Genomic DNA, 16,621 nt, shown 5'->3' on the forward strand with positions numbered 1-16,621 from the left:
CCCACAGGTTAATGTTGCCTACAAATCCGCAGTCGAACGCGGTGCCAAATGTGGGAGCGAGCCTGCTCGCGAAGAGGCCAGCCCAGGCGCCGCTGAACTAACTCAGCACCACCACCCCACCTGGCAGCTCGGTGCACTTGGCGCCGTAGGCATCGCGAATCAGCAGTGCCACGCCGGCCAGTTGATCGAGGCGGAAACGGGCCTGGACCTTACGCAAGCCCAGCTCGCGGTTGAGTAACAGCAACATGCCCGGCCGATAACGGTTGATCTCGTCGATGACGCTGGCCAGCGTCGCATCGTTGAACACCAATACCTGTTCGCGCCAGGCAACGGCGGCGGAAACATCGGCGGCTCGTGGGCTGCCGACCTGGTGGGTGTCGTAGGTCAATTGCATGCCCGGCTCAAGGCGAAACTGCCGGCCCTGCACCTGGACCTGCACGACGCCCTCCAGGCAGGTCGCGCAGACGCTCTGGTCGATGTAGCGAAGATTGAAGCGGGCCCGCGCGGCGCTGATCCAGCCGGCGCCGGCCTGGACGTTGATCGTCGTGGTGCTGCTGCCGGACACTTCGACTTCGCCGGCGAGCAATTCCAGGCCCTGCCCGCCCTCGGCCAGCGCCAGGCGGCTGAGGCGAGTCTGGGTATTGAGTTCCAGGCTCACGCCATCACCCAGCTCGACCCGGCGCTGTTCGCCCACTTCGGTGACGTAGTCCGCAGCAAGCCCGGAAACGCCACCCGGCACCGTGGCGCGGATCAGCAAGAAGCCCACGGAGGCGGCCAGCGCGCCGCCGAGCAACGCCCGACGGCCAAAATGCCGAGGCCCCTGCGCCGCTTCGGCGGCCGGTCGCAGCCCATGCCACAGCGCCTTGGCCTGCTCGAACGCCCGCGCATGTTCGGCGCTCTGCCCGCACCATTGGCGCAAGGCACGGGCATCGGCGACGGTGGCGCGTCCCGAGGTCAGCAGGATCAACCAGTCACGGGCCTCGCCGGCCAGTCGGGCCTCGGGCGTATCGTCAGGGGACGCGATGCTGAAGATGTTCAAGCGCACACACACTCATGAATGGGTCGGGTCTCTACTCTCAAGACGGTTTTCCCGCGCCGGGACCGAACCGCTGAATGACTTTTCTTTCCAGGCGCAGGGCGCAATGCCCCAGCGCAGCCTTGATTTCCTTCTCCACCATGCGCGTGGAAATACCGAAACGCTGGGAGATCTCCAGATGCGGGGCTTCTTCCAGGCGCGCGGCAATGAAAATCCTGCGGCGCCGCGCCGGCAACTCGTACAAGGCCTTCAGCAGGGTCTGCAACTCCTTCTGGCCACCCACCACCCGAGCCGGGTCCAGCGCTTCGTCGGCGATTTGCAGCAGCTCTTCGATCTCGCTGCCGGTGAGCAGGCGAGCATCGGACTGTCGGCGGTCGGCGGCGATATTCAGGGCCATGCGATAGAGGTAGGCGTTAGGCTGGACGATTTCCGGTGTGTCGCCCATGCGGTCGACCCGCAGGTAGGTTTCATGCAGCACATCGTTGGCCAGTTCCTCGGAACCCAGGCGCCTGCGCAGACGCACCTTGAAATCCTCATAGGAAGTCAGGAACAGCTTGACCATCGGGCTGCGGCCAGCGTCTTTCATTGCCCGAACACCTCTTCCCCTGCTGTGCATTCCATGCTTTTTCCTGATGAATCGGGTAACAAAAGCAGGGTCACCGGCTGGCGCAGCGAACTGGGCGCCGGCCGGTCGATCCTGAGATTCTGTAAACTGTTGACCAAGGCCTTGTCACGCAATACATCGCCCGTAGTACTGACAAGCCGACTGTTTTGCACCACGCCGTCGCGTCCGATCCACACTTGCAACAGCGCGCGAAAACTGCCCGGCCGGGTCAATGGCGAACGGCACAGGTTGCGCTGGATGACCGCCTGGATCGTTGCCGCATAGTTGCTATCGCTCAATCCGGCAGTGGCGCCCGGCGGTAATGGCACCTCGCGAACCTGTACCGGTTGCAAGGTGAATGCATCCGCACGGGCATACTGCGCCGCCAGCCCGGTACCACTGAGCAGCACACTCAGCCCTTGGGCAGGCGTGAACAGCCCCTGGACGCCCATCGTATGGCGCCGGTTCGACAAGGCGTGATCCACCAGCACCGCCATGCCTGTGGCCCGGCTGAATTGCTCGAGTGCCGGGGCCAATTCCTGAGGCGCAATGTCCAGGTCCACCACGCCGACTGCCTGGGCCGGCCCGGCCAGCAGACACCACGCCACCACCAGCCACCCCAAGGGCGCCCTGGCCAATCCACGCCTGCGTCCGCCCCCGGTTATGCCCTGCTGCACGACTGACGTATCCGTTGAAAAACGTCATCCTGATGGGTGTTTATGAATGTCGTATGACACCCGACACAAATCCCGCGCGCGGCACTAGACTGGTGCCGAAACGATGAGCCACCACCGTGGCGGGCCAGGAGGTCAACGATGAAACAGTGGATGAGCATGACAGCCGGAATCGGCTTGCTGATGACTTTGCCCGGGGTCCAGGGCGAAGAAGCCCCGGCCTGTATCGAGGTGACTGTCGGCGGCTACAAGACCCCGGATTACAACTGCCTGAGCCGCCAGATGGGCAACGACCCCGAGGCCGCCGCCGCTGCGCAACACGCGCAGGACAGGCTGGATGTGCCGGTCGACAAACGCGCACCGAACAGTGTCGGCCTCGCGACGCCGGCAGCCACCGGCGTGCGCATGGGCAACACGTTTGGCACGTCGGTCAAGCCCCAGCGACCGCCTGCTCCCGTACCTGGTTCGCCGCTGCCCAGATAAACGCTTTTTCTGAAGCGACAGTTTGCTTGCGCTCGGTGTGGCCGCGACGCCACGAGTCGCCATACGCATAGAACAGCTGCCCTATGTGCGTTATTCAGAATGGCTGCTATAACCAATAAGACTAAATGGATAGCCTTCCACTTATCGATGCGGTGGAGGTTTGGATGATTTCGCGTAAAAGGATCCATTGCGCGTTCGCTTTGGCTGGATAGATTCAAGGCCGATATGGAGATCCCACTGTGGTGTATGTACAACTACGTGAGCAAAGCGCCACACCCCTTGATCCTGCCTGCCTGGCTGAGGACGCTGCCCAGTCTCCTGAACGGCTGACTGCCGCTCGCACGTGAGCCAGGGGACGCCGTAATGGCAATTACGCAAAACAACCGGTTGGTGCAGGTCGACTGTCCCCTCGGCGGCGATGTCCTGCTGCTGCAAAGTATGGACGGCAGCGAAGAGCTGGGGCGGTTGTTCCATTACGAGCTGGACCTCACTTCCGAAGACCGGGCGATCAAGTTCGACCAGTTGCTGGGCAAGCCGATGGGCCTGACCCTCGAGCTCTATGACGGAGGCAAACGTTATTTCCACGGCATTGTCAGCACCTGCCGACAGCTGACCGGGCACGGGCAGTTCGCCGGGTATCGCGTCAGCCTCCGGCCCTGGTTCTGGCTGCTCACCCGCACCTCGGATTGCCGGATCTTCCAGAACAAGACCGTGCCGGACATCATCAAGCAGGTATTTCGCGACCTCGGCTTCTCCGACTTCGAAGACAGCCTGAGCGGCAGCTACCGCGAGTGGGAATATTGCGTGCAGTACCGCGAGACCAGCTTCGATTTCGTCAGTCGGCTGATGGAGCAGGAAGGCATCTATTACTACTTCCGCCATGAGAAGTCCCGCCATGTACTGGTGCTGGCCGATGCCTACGGCGCTCACTCCACGGCGGCGGACTACGCGTCGGTGCCCTTCTATCCGCCCGATCGGCAGATGCGCGAGCGCGATCATTTCTACGATTGGCAGATGGCCCGTGAAGTGCAACCCGGCTCGCTGGCGCTGAACGACTATGACTTTCTGCGGCCGCGCGCCAGCCTTGAGGTGCGCTCCAGCGTGCCGCGCAACCATAGCAACGGCGAATACCCGCTCTTCGACTACCCCGGTGAGTACGTCCAGAGCAACGATGGCGATCACTATGCGCGAACCCGCATCGAAGCCATCCATAGCCAGTTCGAGCGCGTGCAGCTACGTGGCCGTGCTCGCGGGCTGGGCTCCGGCCATTTGTTCACGCTGACCGGTTATGACCGCGCGGACCAGAACCGCGAATACCTGATAGTCGTCGCACGCTACCAGATCCGCCAGGAAGCCTACGAAAGCGGGCAACAGGAACAGGCTGAACAGTTCGTCAGCGAGTTGGACTGTATGGATGCCAGCCAGACGTTTCGCCCCCTCCCCGTCACGCCCATGCCGATTGTCCGCGGTCCACAGACCGCGGTGGTGGTGGGTCCCAGTGGCGAGGAGATCTGGACCGACCAGTATGGTCGGGTCAAGGTGCATTTCCATTGGGACCGCCATGACCAGTCCAACGAAAACAGCTCCTGCTGGATTCGCGTCTCACAGGCCTGGGCCGGCAAGAACTGGGGCTCGGTGCAGATCCCTCGAATCGGCCAGGAAGTGATCGTCAGCTTCCTCGAAGGCGACCCGGACCGGCCGATCATCACCGGCCGCGTCTACAACGCCGAACAGACCGTGCCCTACCAACTGCCGGCCAACGCCACCCAGAGCGGCGTGAAAAGCCGATCGAGCAAGGACGGCACGCAAGCGAACTTCAATGAAATCCGCATGGAAGACAAAAAAGGCGCGGAGCAGCTGTTCATTCACGCCGAGAAAAACCAGGACATCGAGGTCGAGAACGACGAAACCCATTGGGTCGGCCATGATCGCAGCAAGACCGTCGACCACGATGAAACCGTGCAGGTCAAACACGACCGCACCGAAACAGTGGGCAATAACGAAACCATCTCCATCGGTGTCGACCGCACCGAGGATGTCGGCAGCAATGAAAAGATCACTATCGGTGCCAATCGCACCGAACGGGTGGGCAGCAACGAAACCATCACCATCGGCGCGGACCGCACGGAAAAGGTCGGCGCGAACGAAAAAATCAGCGTCGCCAGCAACCGCACCGAGGACGTCGGCGGCAACGAGACCATCGACATCGCGGGCAACCGCAATGAAACGGTGCAGGGCAACGAAGCGATCGAGATCAATGGCAACCAGAGCACCCGGATCGGCCAGAACGAATCCCGCGACGTTGCCCAGAACCGCAGCACGGGGATCAAACAGAACGACAGCCTGGATGTGGGCAAACATTTCGTGCTCAACGCCGGCGACTCGATCAGCCTGACTACCGGCGCCGCCAGCATCACCATGAAGAAGGACGGCAGCATTGTCATCAAGGGCAAGAACATCACCATCGATGGCTCTGGCGCCATCAACATCAAGGCCAACAAGAATGTGGTCGTCAAAGGCCAGAAAATTCTGCAGAACTGAGCCACGGAGCAGGCGTCATGACCGTTGAATATCATCTCCCCGTATCTTCCACCGCCACGCCGACGCGGGTGGATGGCGTCGTGATCGGGGTGCTGCTGGACGTACCCACGCCGGACGCTCCGGTCGTGGCCTTCCCCGGCTGCCCCGGCGAAACCGGCCTCGCCGCGCGTACCACCACCGCGCTCTGCCGTGACGACATCGGCGCCCAGGTCGCGCTGATGTTCGAGGCCGGTGACCCGGCCCGGCCGCTGGTGATCGGTCGCATCCAGCGCCTGCCGGCAAACGCATCGCCAGCGGTCGCCCACGTCGATGGCGAGCGGCTGGAGTTCAGCGCGAAACAGGAAATCGTCCTGCGTTGCGGCAAGGCCAGCATCACCCTGACTCGCGCGGGCAAGGTGATTATCCGGGGCACCTACCTCTCCAGCCGCTCCAGCGGGGTCAACCGCATCAAGGGCGGCTCGGTGCAAATCAACTGACAGGTAGGTCGACCCATGGAACTGCTCAACGCCAGCAAACTGCATGCTGCCTATACCCTGGGTATGGCCAGCGACGGCCGCGAATCCGTGGTCGTCGTGGCCAAGGGCACCTTCGATCTACCGCTGGACGGGCGTGCCGCGACCCTCGCAGACATCCAGCAGCCGTTGCTGATGGCTGACTCGTTCTTCGGCGAACCGGGCCTCAGCGCGCCACGAGAGGAAATGGACTTCGCGCCTTTCAAGCCATTCTGCGACGTGCTGGTATCGGGCAAAGCTTATGCACCGGGTGGTCGGCCGGTGACGCAGTTGACCGCCGGTGTTCGTGTCGGTCGGGTGAGCAAGGCTTTTTCAGTGTTCGGTCCCCGGCAGTGGCAGCCGGGAATGTCAGGTATTCATGCCGGCTCACCGCAGCCCTTCACCGCGCAGGCTATCTCCTATGCCCAGGCTTTCGGCGGCTCTCATCCCATGGAGAACATCCCCGAGATGCGTCATTGCTACCAGGACAACCCCAGCGGTTGCGGCTGGTATCCAGCCAGTTGCAATGACGCCGACATCATCGGCCGGCCGATGCCGAACACCGAAGAACCGGGCAAGCCGATCGACAGCCCTTCTGGCGATTTCCGCCCCATGGCCCTCGGGCCAATGGGGCGCAGTTGGCCGCAACGCGCGCGCTTCGCCGGGACTTACGACGATGCCTGGTTGGCCGATTGCTTTCCGTTTCTGCCTGGGGATTTCGACAACCGCTATTTCCAGGCCGCGCCTGAAGACCAGCAAACCGATTACCTGCGCGGCGGCGAAGAGGTGTTGTTGCTGAACCTCACGTCCCGGGAGCGGGCAGGCTTTCGCATTCCCGAAATGGCTGTGCCGGTGACTTTTTTTCTGAAAAAAGGCGGCCATGAAACGGTCTCGGCGGTGATCGACACCTTGCTGATCGACACTGACGCCCGTCAGGTGCAACTGACCTGGCGGATTTCCCGTCCGCTGCGGCGCAACATTTTCGAGATTGCCCAGGTACTGGTCGGGACGATGTCTACGGCTTGGTGGCGCGCCCGTGAATTGGGCAAGGATTACTACCCGTCGCTGGGCGCCCTGGTCAAAGCCAGGCGTGCTCCCGAGGAAACTGATTGATGAGTGCTCTGTGCGTCATCGGTTCGGGGATGGTCAGCGCTGTTGGCCTCAGCGCACCGGCCAGCTGCGCGGCGATCCGCTGCGCCATCGACAACTTCCAGGAAACCCGCTTCATCGACCGCGGCGGCGAATGGATCATTGGCGCCAGCGTATCTTTGGAACAGCCCTGGCGCGGCCACACCAAGCTGATCAAGATGGCCGCTCGCGCCATCGCCGAGGCATTGCAGAGTACCCCAGGGTTCGATCCGGAAAAGACTCCGCTGTTGCTGTGCGTGGCGGAAGCCGAGCGCCCCGGACGCCTGAACGGCCTGGATAAGGAACTGTTGCAGGCAATCGAGACTGAGCTGGGGCTGCGCTTCCATCCTGACTCCAGCGTGATTGCCCGAGGCCGGGTCAGTGCTGCGGTGGCCCTGCTCGATGCGCGCAGGCTGATCTATCAGAGCGGTCGTCGCCACGTACTGGTTGCCGGCGTCGATTCCTTGCTGGATGGAGCGACGTTGACCGCCTTCGAAGCACGCGAGCGCCTGCTCACCAGCCAGAACTCCAACGGTTTCATTCCCGGCGAAGGCGCCGCGGCCGTGGTGCTGGCCGCCCCGGTTGTCAGCGAAATGCCGCAACTAACCTGCATCGGCCTGGGTTTCGGCCTGGAACAGGCCACGGTGGAATCCGAAAATCTGCCGCTGCGCGCCGAAGGCCTGACCCAGGCCGTACGCGCGGCACTGAGCGAAGCGGGCTGCGGCCTGGAGCAGATGGATTATCGCCTGACGGATATTTCCGGCGAACAGTACTACTTCAAGGAGGCTTCCCTGGCCCTGAGTCGCAGCCTGCGGGTACGCAAGGAGTTCTTCCATCTCTGGCATCCGGCCGATTGCATCGGCGAAGTCGGCGCAGCCATCGGCCCGGCCATGCTCGCCGTGGCCCTGGCCGCCAGTCGCAAGGGCTACGGCGAAGGGCCGAATATTTTCTGCCACCTGGGCAACGACGCCGGCGAGCGCGCGGCCGCACTGCTCAGCTACCGGATCGTGAGGGTTGCCTGATGGCCAACGAAGTCTTTGCCAACAACATGGAAGTTTCCTGCAAGGCGGCCGACGGCAAGTCGATCGCCTGCTTCCCGGATGTCTGCTTTACCCCCCCACAAACCGCTGCCACTCCCCTCGGCGTGCCCATTCCCTATCCCAACACTGGCATGGCCAAGGACACTACCCGGGGCACGCGAACAGTGAAGATCAGTGGCAAGGAAGTCATGCTCAAGGATAAAAGTTACTTCAAGACCAGTTATGGAGACGAGGCTGGCAATGCCCCGAAAAAAGGGATTATTACCAGCAAGATCAAAGGCAAGGTCTATTTCACGGCCTGGTCGATGAATGTGAAATTTGAAGCTGAAAACGTCGTGCGCAATATGGACCTGACCACTCATAACCACGGCTCGACCTCAAACACGCTGGCTTGGCCGTATCTTGATTCGGTAGCGATGGCGGACCCTGAAAACCCTTGTGTCAAGTCAGGGAACGTGGAAAAGATCAAAGCAGCCTGCCCTGCGCCTGCCAAGTCATTGTCGCGCGGCGCAACACCCGGCCCGGCTGACAATACCAGCCCCGAGTGTTGTGAAGCACGCAAGTGCATGCTGGTGCCTAACTCGCCAAAGACCCGCTGTTCCAAGTGCGGCGGGAAGACACCGCATCACCCAGTGCCGGTAGCCGATTTATCGACACCCCGCCCCGTCAACCCGAAAACCGGCAAGCTGAAAGTAAGGGGTGATGCTTTCGTTCCTACCTACGATCACAACAAGGCCCCCTGCATATGCGTGGAGGGCGCCGACCACAACTCTCGCCAAGGCCCGACGGACAAGCTCATGCAGCATGGACGTATCGGCAGGAGTTACGTGGTCAAGCGAGATGAAATGTTGAACGGACGTAGTGACTTCACCTACGCGGAAATCAGCGATCTCTCGGCACAGGCGGTTGCCGATGAGACGGGTTGCGATAAAGATTGCCTGAAGGCACAGATCGACAAAGGCCACGAAGACCTGGGTGTCGGCCCGGAGTCAGGGATGCGCAGGGGTGAAGTTCGCGCACCTGCCCTTGAAAAAAAGCCGAAGAATCCTGCCCCTTTGATTTAGAGAACCCATCATGAACCACGAAGACTCCCTGTTTTTTACCTGTGGCCTGATCGTCAACGCGGACACACTCGTTATCCCTGCGCAATATAACTCCCTGCCGAACGAACAGATGTCCAGGGTCGCATTCTGCTTCGATGGGAACTGGGTCTACAACGATGTAGACAACGATGTTATCGGCGCCGTCTGCTTCAGACGCAGTGACAACAGCCTCTGGATGCTTGGTCGAAACGGCAACCTTCGTCATGTCAAATCCGGCTCGGCAGACTTCACGCTGGACAATATCCGCGGCAAGTTCGAAAACCACCGCATCGATACGGGCCGGCTCGGCGAGCTGCTTTGCATACGAGAAATCGACAACGAGTTATATATCAGCGGTCAGTCATCACAGGTGTATCGCTATTCGAACGGCACCTGGACGAACATCAGCCCTCCTGGGGCGAAAGTAGGCTCGCCAACCCTGGAAAGCCTGGATGGCGCACTTCGCACCAATCTCTATGCCGTGGGTGAAAAGGGCCTCATCCTGCACTACGACGGGTCACGCTGGAGCACGCTGGACTCCCCGACCAATCGCCCATTGTCATGCGTGAGGTGCGAGAGCGAGGACGAGGTCTACGCATGCGGGAATGATGGGCTTCTGTTGGTTGGCAACCGCCATGGATGGCAAGTGATCGACACCGAGAGGACGATGAATTTCTGGGACATGGCGCTATACAACGGGCACCTTTACCTTTCCCATGTACACGGCCTCGTTCGGTATGACGGGCAAGACTTCGTCGATATCGACACGGGCATCGTCCCCGCTCCCGGCGGCCATAAACTGGATGCCCAGGACGGATTGCTCTATTCCTTTGGCGTGGACGACATACTCAAGTTCGATGGCAATCGGTGGGAGCGGTTGATATGCCCACACAACACTTGAATCGGCCTTGCGCATTCATGCTGCTGGTGCACGGTTCATGAACAATTCGCTGTCCCTGGTGGTCGAGCAACACGCCGAAGAAGCCAGCTTCCTCGCAGCCCTGCGAGACTATGCCCTGCGCGCTCCGCACTACGACATCGACCACCTCGGCAAACTCGATAACCGCATCGACGCCCATCTCGACGGCTTGCGTATCGCCGGGCCAACCGGCCTGGAGGTTCTGCTGGGCCAGCTCGGCCCAAACGCGGTCGGCGAGATGTTCGCCAGCGTGGTGCTGGCTTTCGAGGCGGCCGATGCCAAGGTGCTGTCCAGGCTCAGCGAGCATCTGCGCAGTGCGGTAGAAACCGAGCGCGGTTATCTGATGGCCTTGGGGTGGCTGGACTGGGCGCGGCTATCGCCCTGGATCGAGCGCATGCTCGCCGCCCCTGAACCCTTGTTCCGCCGCCTCGGCCTGGCGGCCTGCGGCATGCATCGCCGCGATCCAGGCCCGGCCCTGCTGGCCGGGCTTTGCGAGGCGGACCCAAGCGTGCTGGCGCGTGCCGCGCGCACGGCTGGCGAGTTGCGGCGTCGTGACCTGTGGGCGGAGATTCGTGCTCACCGCCTCCATGAGCATGCAGCCACACGCTTCTGGGCCAATTGGGCCACCGCCCAGATGGGCGACCAGCAGGCTCTTGAACCTCTGCGTCGATTCGCCGAGGAAAGCGGCGAATTTCAATATCGCGCGCTCTGCGTGTTATTGGCCTGGCAGGACCGTGAGGCCAGCATCGCCTGGATACGCCAGTGCGCGCAGGATCCCGGGAATCGACGCACCGCAATCCAGGCCCTCGGCTTATTGGGCGATCCGGTCAGCGCGCCGTGGTTGGTCCAGCAGATGAGCGAATTGCCTTACTCCCGGGTCGCTGGCGAAGCTTTCAGCCTGATCACCGGCGCCGACCTGGCGCTGCTCGACCTGGAGTTGCGCAGCTCACCGGACTTCGCTGCAGGGCCGAACGATGACCCTGAGGATCCGAATGTCGCCATGGACCCTGATGAAAACCTGCCCTGGCCCGACCCGTCAGCGATCGAAGCCTGGTGGCAGGCCAATGGCGGACAATTCCAGGTGGAGACTCGATACATATTGGGGATGGCACACAGCGAACGCAGCTTTCAGCAAGCGCTCATTCAGGGTCAGCAACGCCAGCGCGTAGCCGCTGCCTGCGGCCTCGCCCGTTTTCGACCGGATGAAGCGCTTTTCCCCACAAGCGCACCGGCGTTGCGGCAACAGCGGCTATTGAAGACAACGCGGTGACCCGTGGCGAGGGAGCTTGCTCCCGCAGGGCCGGGCTGGGGCTTCTGTGCGCGGCGACCACAAGATTTTTAGGGCTGCTGCGCACCCCAGCGGGAGCAAGCTCCCTCGCCACGGAAGGCATGCTGATCGAGCTACATCATTGAGGCTGAAGCTGGCGCAGCTCACCGCCCTCCTGCTTCAGACGCTGCAGATACGCGTTGGCATCCAGCAGTTGGTAAGGGAAATAAAGCCCTGGCGGCGTCGCGGGTTGCCCGTCCAGACCGAGCAGACGTTCCAGGAGCATTGCGACACTGAGGCCAGTCAGCGGCGCAGTGCCCGCGGGGTGGACGACGGCATGACGGGTGCGTAGCGGTTGGCCCTTGAGGTCGTCGCCAGCGAGCTCAATGATGATCTCAGTGGACATCGGCCCGCCCTGGCGTCGGGTTGAACTGACCCCGATGCCAATGTTGAATTGGACATCTGCCGCACCTGTGGCAGTGGCCAGGCCGGCGACGTCAATGGACGAAAAGCCGGAGGCCTCGATCTGGGTACCATCCACAGCGTGGAAGCTGGCCTTGGCGTCCTCGCCTTCGCGCCAGACGAACACCCCGTCGCGTCGCGTCAAGGCGGCGGGCAGCATTTTGTTCAGGTGTTCGAAGTCGCTGGCGACGGTCGGTCCTCCGGTGTCCTGCTCATCGACCAGCGCATTGATGCTGATCTTGTGCACCTGGCCGAATGCCCGGGCACAGTTCAATGTTGCCACCGTCGTCGCTCCCGCCATCCATTCGTAACCCAGGACTATGGGCGAAGCGTCGGGCATGTGCATGTACGTGGCGATTTCCGGCGCGATCTCGAAAATGCCAGAGGAAATGCTGAGGTGCGGCACGCCGCGCTTTTGTGCAAAGCGCAATCCGGCCACGGCATGGTCCATGTAAAAAACCACAACCGCGCTGATCGGGCGCACGCCAAGGCCCAGATCGTCCGCAGTGGAATCGATCGCCACGCCCTGCGCCCCGCCGATTTGCTGGGCGGCCTGTTGAGCCTTGGCAAGATCACGGCCGCCGATCAACAGCGGTACGTCGGGATGAGCGGCGCGCAGCGCGCGGGCAGTCTGGTGACCAATGGCGCCGGAACCACCCATGAACAAGATAGGATCAAGTGACATCGTGAGTTCTCCTCGTTTTCTGGACTAAAACCTACTGTTAGTAGGTAAACTAACACGCTCTCACGCATTGTCACCTACCATTGGTAGGTTTTATTGATCTGGATGCGCTACCGTGCAAAAAACCATTGAAACCATTACAGGTAACTCCCCTTCCCGCCGACTCTCGAAAGCTGAACGGCGGCGGCAGTTGCTGGATACCGCGTTATTGATCGTGCGCGAGGAAAACGCCGACAGTCTGACCCTGGGCCACTTGGCCGTCCGCGCTGGAGTGTCCAAACCGGTGGTATACGATCATTTCCCCACCCGCTCGGCGCTGTTGATCGAGCTGTACAAATGGATTGATACCGAGCGGGTCCGCGCTTTTCGCGAAGGCATGTCCAAGACCGCGCGAAGCCCGGAGGAAACAGCTCAGGTCCTGGCCAGTGCCTATATCCAATGCGCGGCAGACAGCACCGATGAGTTCCATGCGGTCGGCGCAGCCCTGGCAGGAAGTGAAGAGAAGGCGATGGTTTTGCAGGAGCTCCTGGACAACTGCGTGCAGATGTTCCTGAGCGTACTTGAGCCTCATGCCACCTTGGCAACCGCAGAACTTGAGCGTTGCTGCGTGGGTCTGGTCGGTGCTGGAGAGGCGCTCTCAGGCACCTTGGTGCGCGGGCGTCATGGCGAGAAAGAGGCCATAGAGGCGTTCGCGTTGCTGATCCAAAGTGTAATGATGCCGCCTAGGCCCACGAATCAATCGCGGCCCTGATACTGCCAACAGGACGTTGCCATGCGTAAGGATTACCTCGCTTTTTTCATTTCGTTGTTTCTGTCGCGGCTGGCGGATCAGATCCTGCTGTTCATCGTGCCGTTGGTGGTGTTCCAGACGACCAACAGCGCTGCCTGGGCCGGGCTGGCGTTTTTTGTCGAGTCGCTGCCGCGATTCCTCGCATTCCCGTTGTGCGGCGCTCTGTGCGACAAGTATTCGCCCATCAGGATCCTGCACATCAGTCAGGTCTACCGGGCGCTGCTGTGTGTCGCGGCGATGGCGCTGCATGGGGTCTTCGGCGGCATCGCCTGGGTCGTGGTGCTGTCAGCGGTGTGCGGGGTGCTGACCACGCAAGGCATCATGGCGCGTGAAGTATTAATGCCGCATATCTTCCAGCACTACAGCTACACCAAAACCTTGTCCTACTCGCAGATCGCCGACCAGACCGGACTGGTGCTCGGGCCACTGGTGGCGGCGTTAATGCTGGAAGTGTGGGCCTGGCATTGGGTGGTGCTGTGGATTGCCGGATTGTTCCTGCTGGCCGACCTGAGCATGCTGGTTTGGCAACGCCTCAGCCGTATCACCCTTGAGGTTTTCGAGCAACATCAGGACATCTGGTTGCAGCCGCTGCGGATTGCCTTCGGGCATATCCGTAACCTGGCGGAGCTGAAGAAAATCATCACTCTGGCTGTAGGCGTCAACCTGATCGTGGGTGTCACCTTGGCCACCTCGGCGGCGATGGTGCTTGGCGAGTACAGCGCTGGCAAGGACGACTACGCGGGCCTGCAGGCGGCTGGCGCGATGACAACAATCGTGATCCTGTTCTTGCTCGCCCGGGTCGCCCTGCCTCTGCGAGTTTCGGGAGGCGTCGGCTACTCGATGATCGTCGCGGGAGGCTTCATCAGTGCCCTGAGCCCGAACCTGATCGGCTACGTCGTGGGCTTCCTGTTGATCGTCGGCTTCGACAAGATGTTCAACGTCTACATGCGCACGATCCGGCAACAGGTTATTCCAGCCAAGGATTTCGGCAAGACGGTAGGCGTGATCACTCTGCTCAACAACCTTTCGCAGCCGTTGGCTGGCTTGTTGGTCGCGGTGCTGGCGGCGCCCTTGGGCACGCAATCGGTGATTCTGGTCCTGGCCGCGCTGGCCACGCTCCTGGGAGTCGCGGCGTGGTGGTGGTTTGCAAAGGGCCAAAGTCCTCTCACCGCCTCGATTCTGGCGGAGCAGGAAATCGGCAAGTAAAAATGGCTGGACAACCCGCGGCAGGCCGTCTCGCCACGTCACCTCGGTTGCTCAAGCAGTAGCAGTGTCTTGCGATCCGGCTCGCCCGAGTAAAACCGGTCTAGCGCCTGTTGGTACAGGGAAGATCCCGGTTGGACGCTGCTGAACAACGTCAGACAGGAACGAAACTTGAGGTCGTCGGGCGAGCCGAATATCCGCTCGGCGCTCATGCCCTGATGCCGCAGGACTGTTTCCACACATTCCTCCAGTCGCGGGCCGAGCAGGTCGTGCTGAAGGTAAGCACGAGCCTCGGCAACCCCGGATATGGCGAAGCGCGCGGCCATTTCGGAACGTCCGAGACCCTGCAACTGGGGAAAGATGAACCACATCCAGTGACTCGTCTTGCGGCCTGCGCGCAGCTCGTCCATGACTCGATTGAACAGCGGATCCTGGGCTTCGACGAAACGGGACAGGTTGTAGATGTCTCCCATGATTCTTCTCCTCTAGCCCTTTTTTCAGAGCGCCTTGGCCCACTCGCGCAACAGATACTTCTGGATCTTGCCTGTCGAGGTCTTCGGCAATTCGCTGAATACCACGGTCTTGGGCACCTTGAAGCCTGCCAGATGCTCCCGGCAGAACAGGATGATGTCGGCTTCCCGAATGCCTTGAAGTTCGTCCTTTAGATGGACGAAGGCACAAGGGGTTTCACCCCATTTTTCGTCCGGTCGGGCGACCACTGCCGCCTCGAGTATCGCCGGGTGACGGTAGAGCACGTCTTCGAGCTCGATGGTGGAAATGTTCTCCCCGCCCGAAATGATGATGTCCTTGAGGCGATCCTTGATTTCGATATAGCCATCAGCGTGACGGACCGCCAGGTCGCCGGTATGGAACCAGCCACCTTCGAAAGCTTCGCGCGTCGCTTCGGGGTTCTTCAAATAGCCCTTCATGACCGTGTTTCCACGCATGAAGATTTCGCCTATGGTCTGACCGTCCGCGGCGACCGGTTCAAGGGTTGCCGGATCGGCAACCATCAGCCCCTCCAAGGTCGGATAGCGCACGCCCTGGCGCGCCTTGATTCGCGCACGCTCGTCCAGCGGGCGCTCGTCCCATTGCGCATGCCAGGCACAAACAGTGACCGGGCCGTATACCTCGGTCAGGCCATAGACATGGGTGACCTTGATGCCCATCGCCTCGACCGCACCGATGACTTTGGCCGGTGGCGCTGCACCGGCCAGCATGGCGTGGACCGGATGATCGAGGGTGAGCCTGGTCGCGTCAGGCAAGTTGGCCAGGCTATTGAGGACAATCGGTGCAGCGCACAAGTGCGTGACTTGATAGTGGTTTATCAGCGCCAGGATTTTCTGCGGATCGACCCGGCGCAGGAACACGTGCGTACCGGCCAGCGCGGTGACGGTCCAGGGATAGCACCAACCGTTGCAATGAAACATTGGCAATGTCCACAGATACACCGGGTGATGCCCCATGGCCCAAGTCATTTGATTGCCCAATGAGTTGAGATAGGCACCGCGGTGGTGGTAGACGACCCCTTTCGGGTTACCCGTGGTGCCGGATGTGTAGTTGAGCGAGATGGCTTGCCATTCGTCCTCCGGCCAGTGCCAGGCGAACTGGGGATCGCCTTCAGCGAGGAATGCTTCGTAGTCCAGAGGGCTGACCGCGCAGCCTTCGCCGTACTCCGGGTCGTTCACATCGATCACCAATAGCGGCCGTGACAGCAAACCCAAGGCTTCATCAATAACGGCGTGGAATTCCCGATCGGCAATCAGCACCTTGGCTTCGCCGTGTTCAAGCATGAAGGCAATGGCCCGCGCGTCCAGGCGAACATTCAAAGTGTTGAGGACCGCGCCGATCATCGGCACGCCAAAGTGGGCTTCGAGCATGGCCGGGATATTGGGCAGCATGACCGCCACGGTATCGCCCTTGCCGATGCCCTGCGCGCTCAGTGCACCGGCCAGGCGTCGACAGCGGGTATAAGTCTGCTGCCAGTTGCGCCGGATGGAGCCGTGGATCACGGCGGGATGTTCGCCATAGACCGAGGCCGTACGCTCGATGAAGCTCAACGGCGACAGGGCGATATGATTGACGGCCGAGGGCGCGAGGCCCGTTTCGAAAATCGACATGAGGGTAATCCTGTAGGGAGCCCGCCAGCCGGTCTTAGTGCGCTGGAAAGCCCCGATGGCTGATTGTTAGCTCTGCTCAGGTTTGAAAAACGGCCCCGT

At 61.4% G+C, this 16,621-nt stretch carries 16 protein-coding genes; 10 read left to right on the forward strand and 6 right to left on the reverse strand.

Going from position 1 to position 16,621, the window contains the following annotated elements; translation table 11 throughout:
- Positions 1-97 precede the first annotated feature (97 nt).
- The 3 genes from ACE04F_RS17185 to ACE04F_RS17195 are packed head-to-tail and all read right to left on the reverse strand — an operon-like array spanning position 98 to position 2,251.
- Positions 98-1,039: a FecR family protein gene (locus ACE04F_RS17185; RefSeq protein ID WP_486108572.1), complete on the reverse strand. Its 942-nt coding sequence runs from the start codon at positions 1,037-1,039 to the stop codon at positions 98-100.
- A 37-nt stretch (positions 1,040-1,076) separates the two neighbouring features.
- Positions 1,077-1,622, reverse strand: a complete 546-nt coding sequence (locus ACE04F_RS17190; protein WP_486108513.1) for a sigma-70 family RNA polymerase sigma factor — start codon at positions 1,620-1,622, stop codon at positions 1,077-1,079.
- A complete protein-coding gene (locus tag ACE04F_RS17195) occupies positions 1,619-2,251 on the reverse strand; it encodes a TonB C-terminal domain-containing protein (RefSeq protein ID WP_486108574.1) in 633 nt (210 codons plus the stop codon). The genes ACE04F_RS17190 and ACE04F_RS17195 overlap by 4 nt, the downstream gene beginning before the upstream one ends.
- A gap of 204 nt (positions 2,252-2,455) precedes the next feature.
- On the opposite strand from ACE04F_RS17195, the gene ACE04F_RS17200 reads away from it, so the two are divergent.
- From ACE04F_RS17200 to ACE04F_RS17235, 8 genes are all read left to right on the forward strand, one after another.
- The gene (locus ACE04F_RS17200; RefSeq protein ID WP_434623688.1) at positions 2,456-2,797 is read left to right on the forward strand and encodes a hypothetical protein; all 342 of its coding nucleotides are present in this window, start codon (positions 2,456-2,458) and stop codon (positions 2,795-2,797) included.
- Between the two features lie 363 nt (positions 2,798-3,160).
- A complete protein-coding gene (locus ACE04F_RS17205) occupies positions 3,161-5,338 on the forward strand; it encodes a type VI secretion system Vgr family protein (protein ID WP_486108515.1) in 2,178 nt (725 codons plus the stop codon).
- Positions 5,339-5,355: 17 nt separating this feature from the next.
- Positions 5,356-5,814: a DUF6484 domain-containing protein gene (locus ACE04F_RS17210; protein ID WP_486108517.1), complete on the forward strand. Its 459-nt coding sequence runs from the start codon at positions 5,356-5,358 to the stop codon at positions 5,812-5,814.
- A gap of 15 nt (positions 5,815-5,829) precedes the next feature.
- Entirely contained in the window at positions 5,830-6,942 is a 1,113-nt protein-coding gene (locus tag ACE04F_RS17215) for a DUF2169 family type VI secretion system accessory protein (protein WP_486108519.1), read from the forward strand.
- The gene (locus ACE04F_RS17220; protein ID WP_486108521.1) at positions 6,942-7,979 is read left to right on the forward strand and encodes a hypothetical protein; all 1,038 of its coding nucleotides are present in this window, start codon (positions 6,942-6,944) and stop codon (positions 7,977-7,979) included. Before ACE04F_RS17215 ends, ACE04F_RS17220 begins: the two co-directional genes overlap by 1 nt.
- Complete coding sequence (locus ACE04F_RS17225) at positions 7,979-9,061, forward strand: PAAR-like domain-containing protein (RefSeq protein ID WP_486108523.1); 1,083 nt, start codon at positions 7,979-7,981, stop codon at positions 9,059-9,061. The genes ACE04F_RS17220 and ACE04F_RS17225 overlap by 1 nt, the downstream gene beginning before the upstream one ends.
- 10 nt (positions 9,062-9,071) lie before the next feature.
- Positions 9,072-9,980: a beta propeller repeat protein gene (locus ACE04F_RS17230; RefSeq protein WP_486108525.1), complete on the forward strand. Its 909-nt coding sequence runs from the start codon at positions 9,072-9,074 to the stop codon at positions 9,978-9,980.
- 37 nt (positions 9,981-10,017) lie between these two features.
- Positions 10,018-11,268: a TIGR02270 family protein gene (locus tag ACE04F_RS17235; RefSeq protein WP_486108527.1), complete on the forward strand. Its 1,251-nt coding sequence runs from the start codon at positions 10,018-10,020 to the stop codon at positions 11,266-11,268.
- 136 nt (positions 11,269-11,404) lie between these two features.
- Here ACE04F_RS17235 and ACE04F_RS17240 read toward each other — a convergent pair whose 3' ends face one another.
- Positions 11,405-12,412, reverse strand: coding sequence for an NAD(P)-dependent oxidoreductase (locus tag ACE04F_RS17240; RefSeq protein ID WP_486108529.1), 1,008 nt, complete (start codon positions 12,410-12,412; stop codon positions 11,405-11,407).
- A gap of 112 nt (positions 12,413-12,524) precedes the next feature.
- Here ACE04F_RS17240 and ACE04F_RS17245 point away from each other — a divergent pair, with 112 nt between their 5' ends.
- Together ACE04F_RS17245 and ACE04F_RS17250 are read left to right on the forward strand one after the other, a co-directional pair.
- Positions 12,525-13,160 (forward strand): TetR/AcrR family transcriptional regulator, encoded by a 636-nt coding sequence (locus tag ACE04F_RS17245; protein ID WP_486108531.1) that lies wholly within the window; start codon positions 12,525-12,527, stop codon positions 13,158-13,160.
- Positions 13,161-13,181: 21 nt separating this feature from the next.
- Positions 13,182-14,405: an MFS transporter gene (locus ACE04F_RS17250; protein ID WP_486108533.1), complete on the forward strand. Its 1,224-nt coding sequence runs from the start codon at positions 13,182-13,184 to the stop codon at positions 14,403-14,405.
- 38 nt (positions 14,406-14,443) lie between these two features.
- Here ACE04F_RS17250 and ACE04F_RS17255 read toward each other — a convergent pair whose 3' ends face one another.
- Together ACE04F_RS17255 and ACE04F_RS17260 are read right to left on the reverse strand one after the other, a co-directional pair.
- A complete protein-coding gene (locus ACE04F_RS17255; RefSeq protein ID WP_486108535.1) occupies positions 14,444-14,875 on the reverse strand; it encodes a DUF1810 domain-containing protein in 432 nt (143 codons plus the stop codon).
- A 24-nt stretch (positions 14,876-14,899) separates the two neighbouring features.
- Positions 14,900-16,522 (reverse strand): acyl-CoA synthetase, encoded by a 1,623-nt coding sequence (locus ACE04F_RS17260; protein ID WP_486108537.1) that lies wholly within the window; start codon positions 16,520-16,522, stop codon positions 14,900-14,902.
- Positions 16,523-16,621 lie beyond the last annotated feature (99 nt).

It is taken from the genome of Pseudomonas sp. AGC41, from assembly GCF_057334555.1.

Bases quoted from the DNA above. Each gene is read 5' to 3' on its own strand.
- ACE04F_RS17240 (WP_486108529.1), bottom strand. From the start codon at position 12,412: ATGTCACTTGATCCTATCTTGTTCATGGGTGGTTCCGGCGCCATTGGT.
- ACE04F_RS17215 (WP_486108519.1), top strand. From the start codon at position 5,830: ATGGAACTGCTCAACGCCAGCAAACTGCATGCTGCCTATACCCTGGGT.
- ACE04F_RS17225 (WP_486108523.1), top strand. From the start codon at position 7,979: ATGGCCAACGAAGTCTTTGCCAACAACATGGAAGTTTCCTGCAAGGCG.
- ACE04F_RS17250 (WP_486108533.1), top strand. From the start codon at position 13,182: ATGCGTAAGGATTACCTCGCTTTTTTCATTTCGTTGTTTCTGTCGCGG.
- ACE04F_RS17255 (WP_486108535.1), bottom strand. From the start codon at position 14,875: ATGGGAGACATCTACAACCTGTCCCGTTTCGTCGAAGCCCAGGATCCG.
- ACE04F_RS17190 (WP_486108513.1), bottom strand. From the start codon at position 1,622: ATGAAAGACGCTGGCCGCAGCCCGATGGTCAAGCTGTTCCTGACTTCC.
- ACE04F_RS17210 (WP_486108517.1), top strand. From the start codon at position 5,356: ATGACCGTTGAATATCATCTCCCCGTATCTTCCACCGCCACGCCGACG.
- ACE04F_RS17260 (WP_486108537.1), bottom strand. From the start codon at position 16,522: ATGTCGATTTTCGAAACGGGCCTCGCGCCCTCGGCCGTCAATCATATC.
- ACE04F_RS17235 (WP_486108527.1), top strand. From the start codon at position 10,018: ATGAACAATTCGCTGTCCCTGGTGGTCGAGCAACACGCCGAAGAAGCC.
- ACE04F_RS17220 (WP_486108521.1), top strand. From the start codon at position 6,942: ATGAGTGCTCTGTGCGTCATCGGTTCGGGGATGGTCAGCGCTGTTGGC.
- ACE04F_RS17200 (WP_434623688.1), top strand. From the start codon at position 2,456: ATGAAACAGTGGATGAGCATGACAGCCGGAATCGGCTTGCTGATGACT.
- ACE04F_RS17230 (WP_486108525.1), top strand. From the start codon at position 9,072: ATGAACCACGAAGACTCCCTGTTTTTTACCTGTGGCCTGATCGTCAAC.
- ACE04F_RS17205 (WP_486108515.1), top strand. From the start codon at position 3,161: ATGGCAATTACGCAAAACAACCGGTTGGTGCAGGTCGACTGTCCCCTC.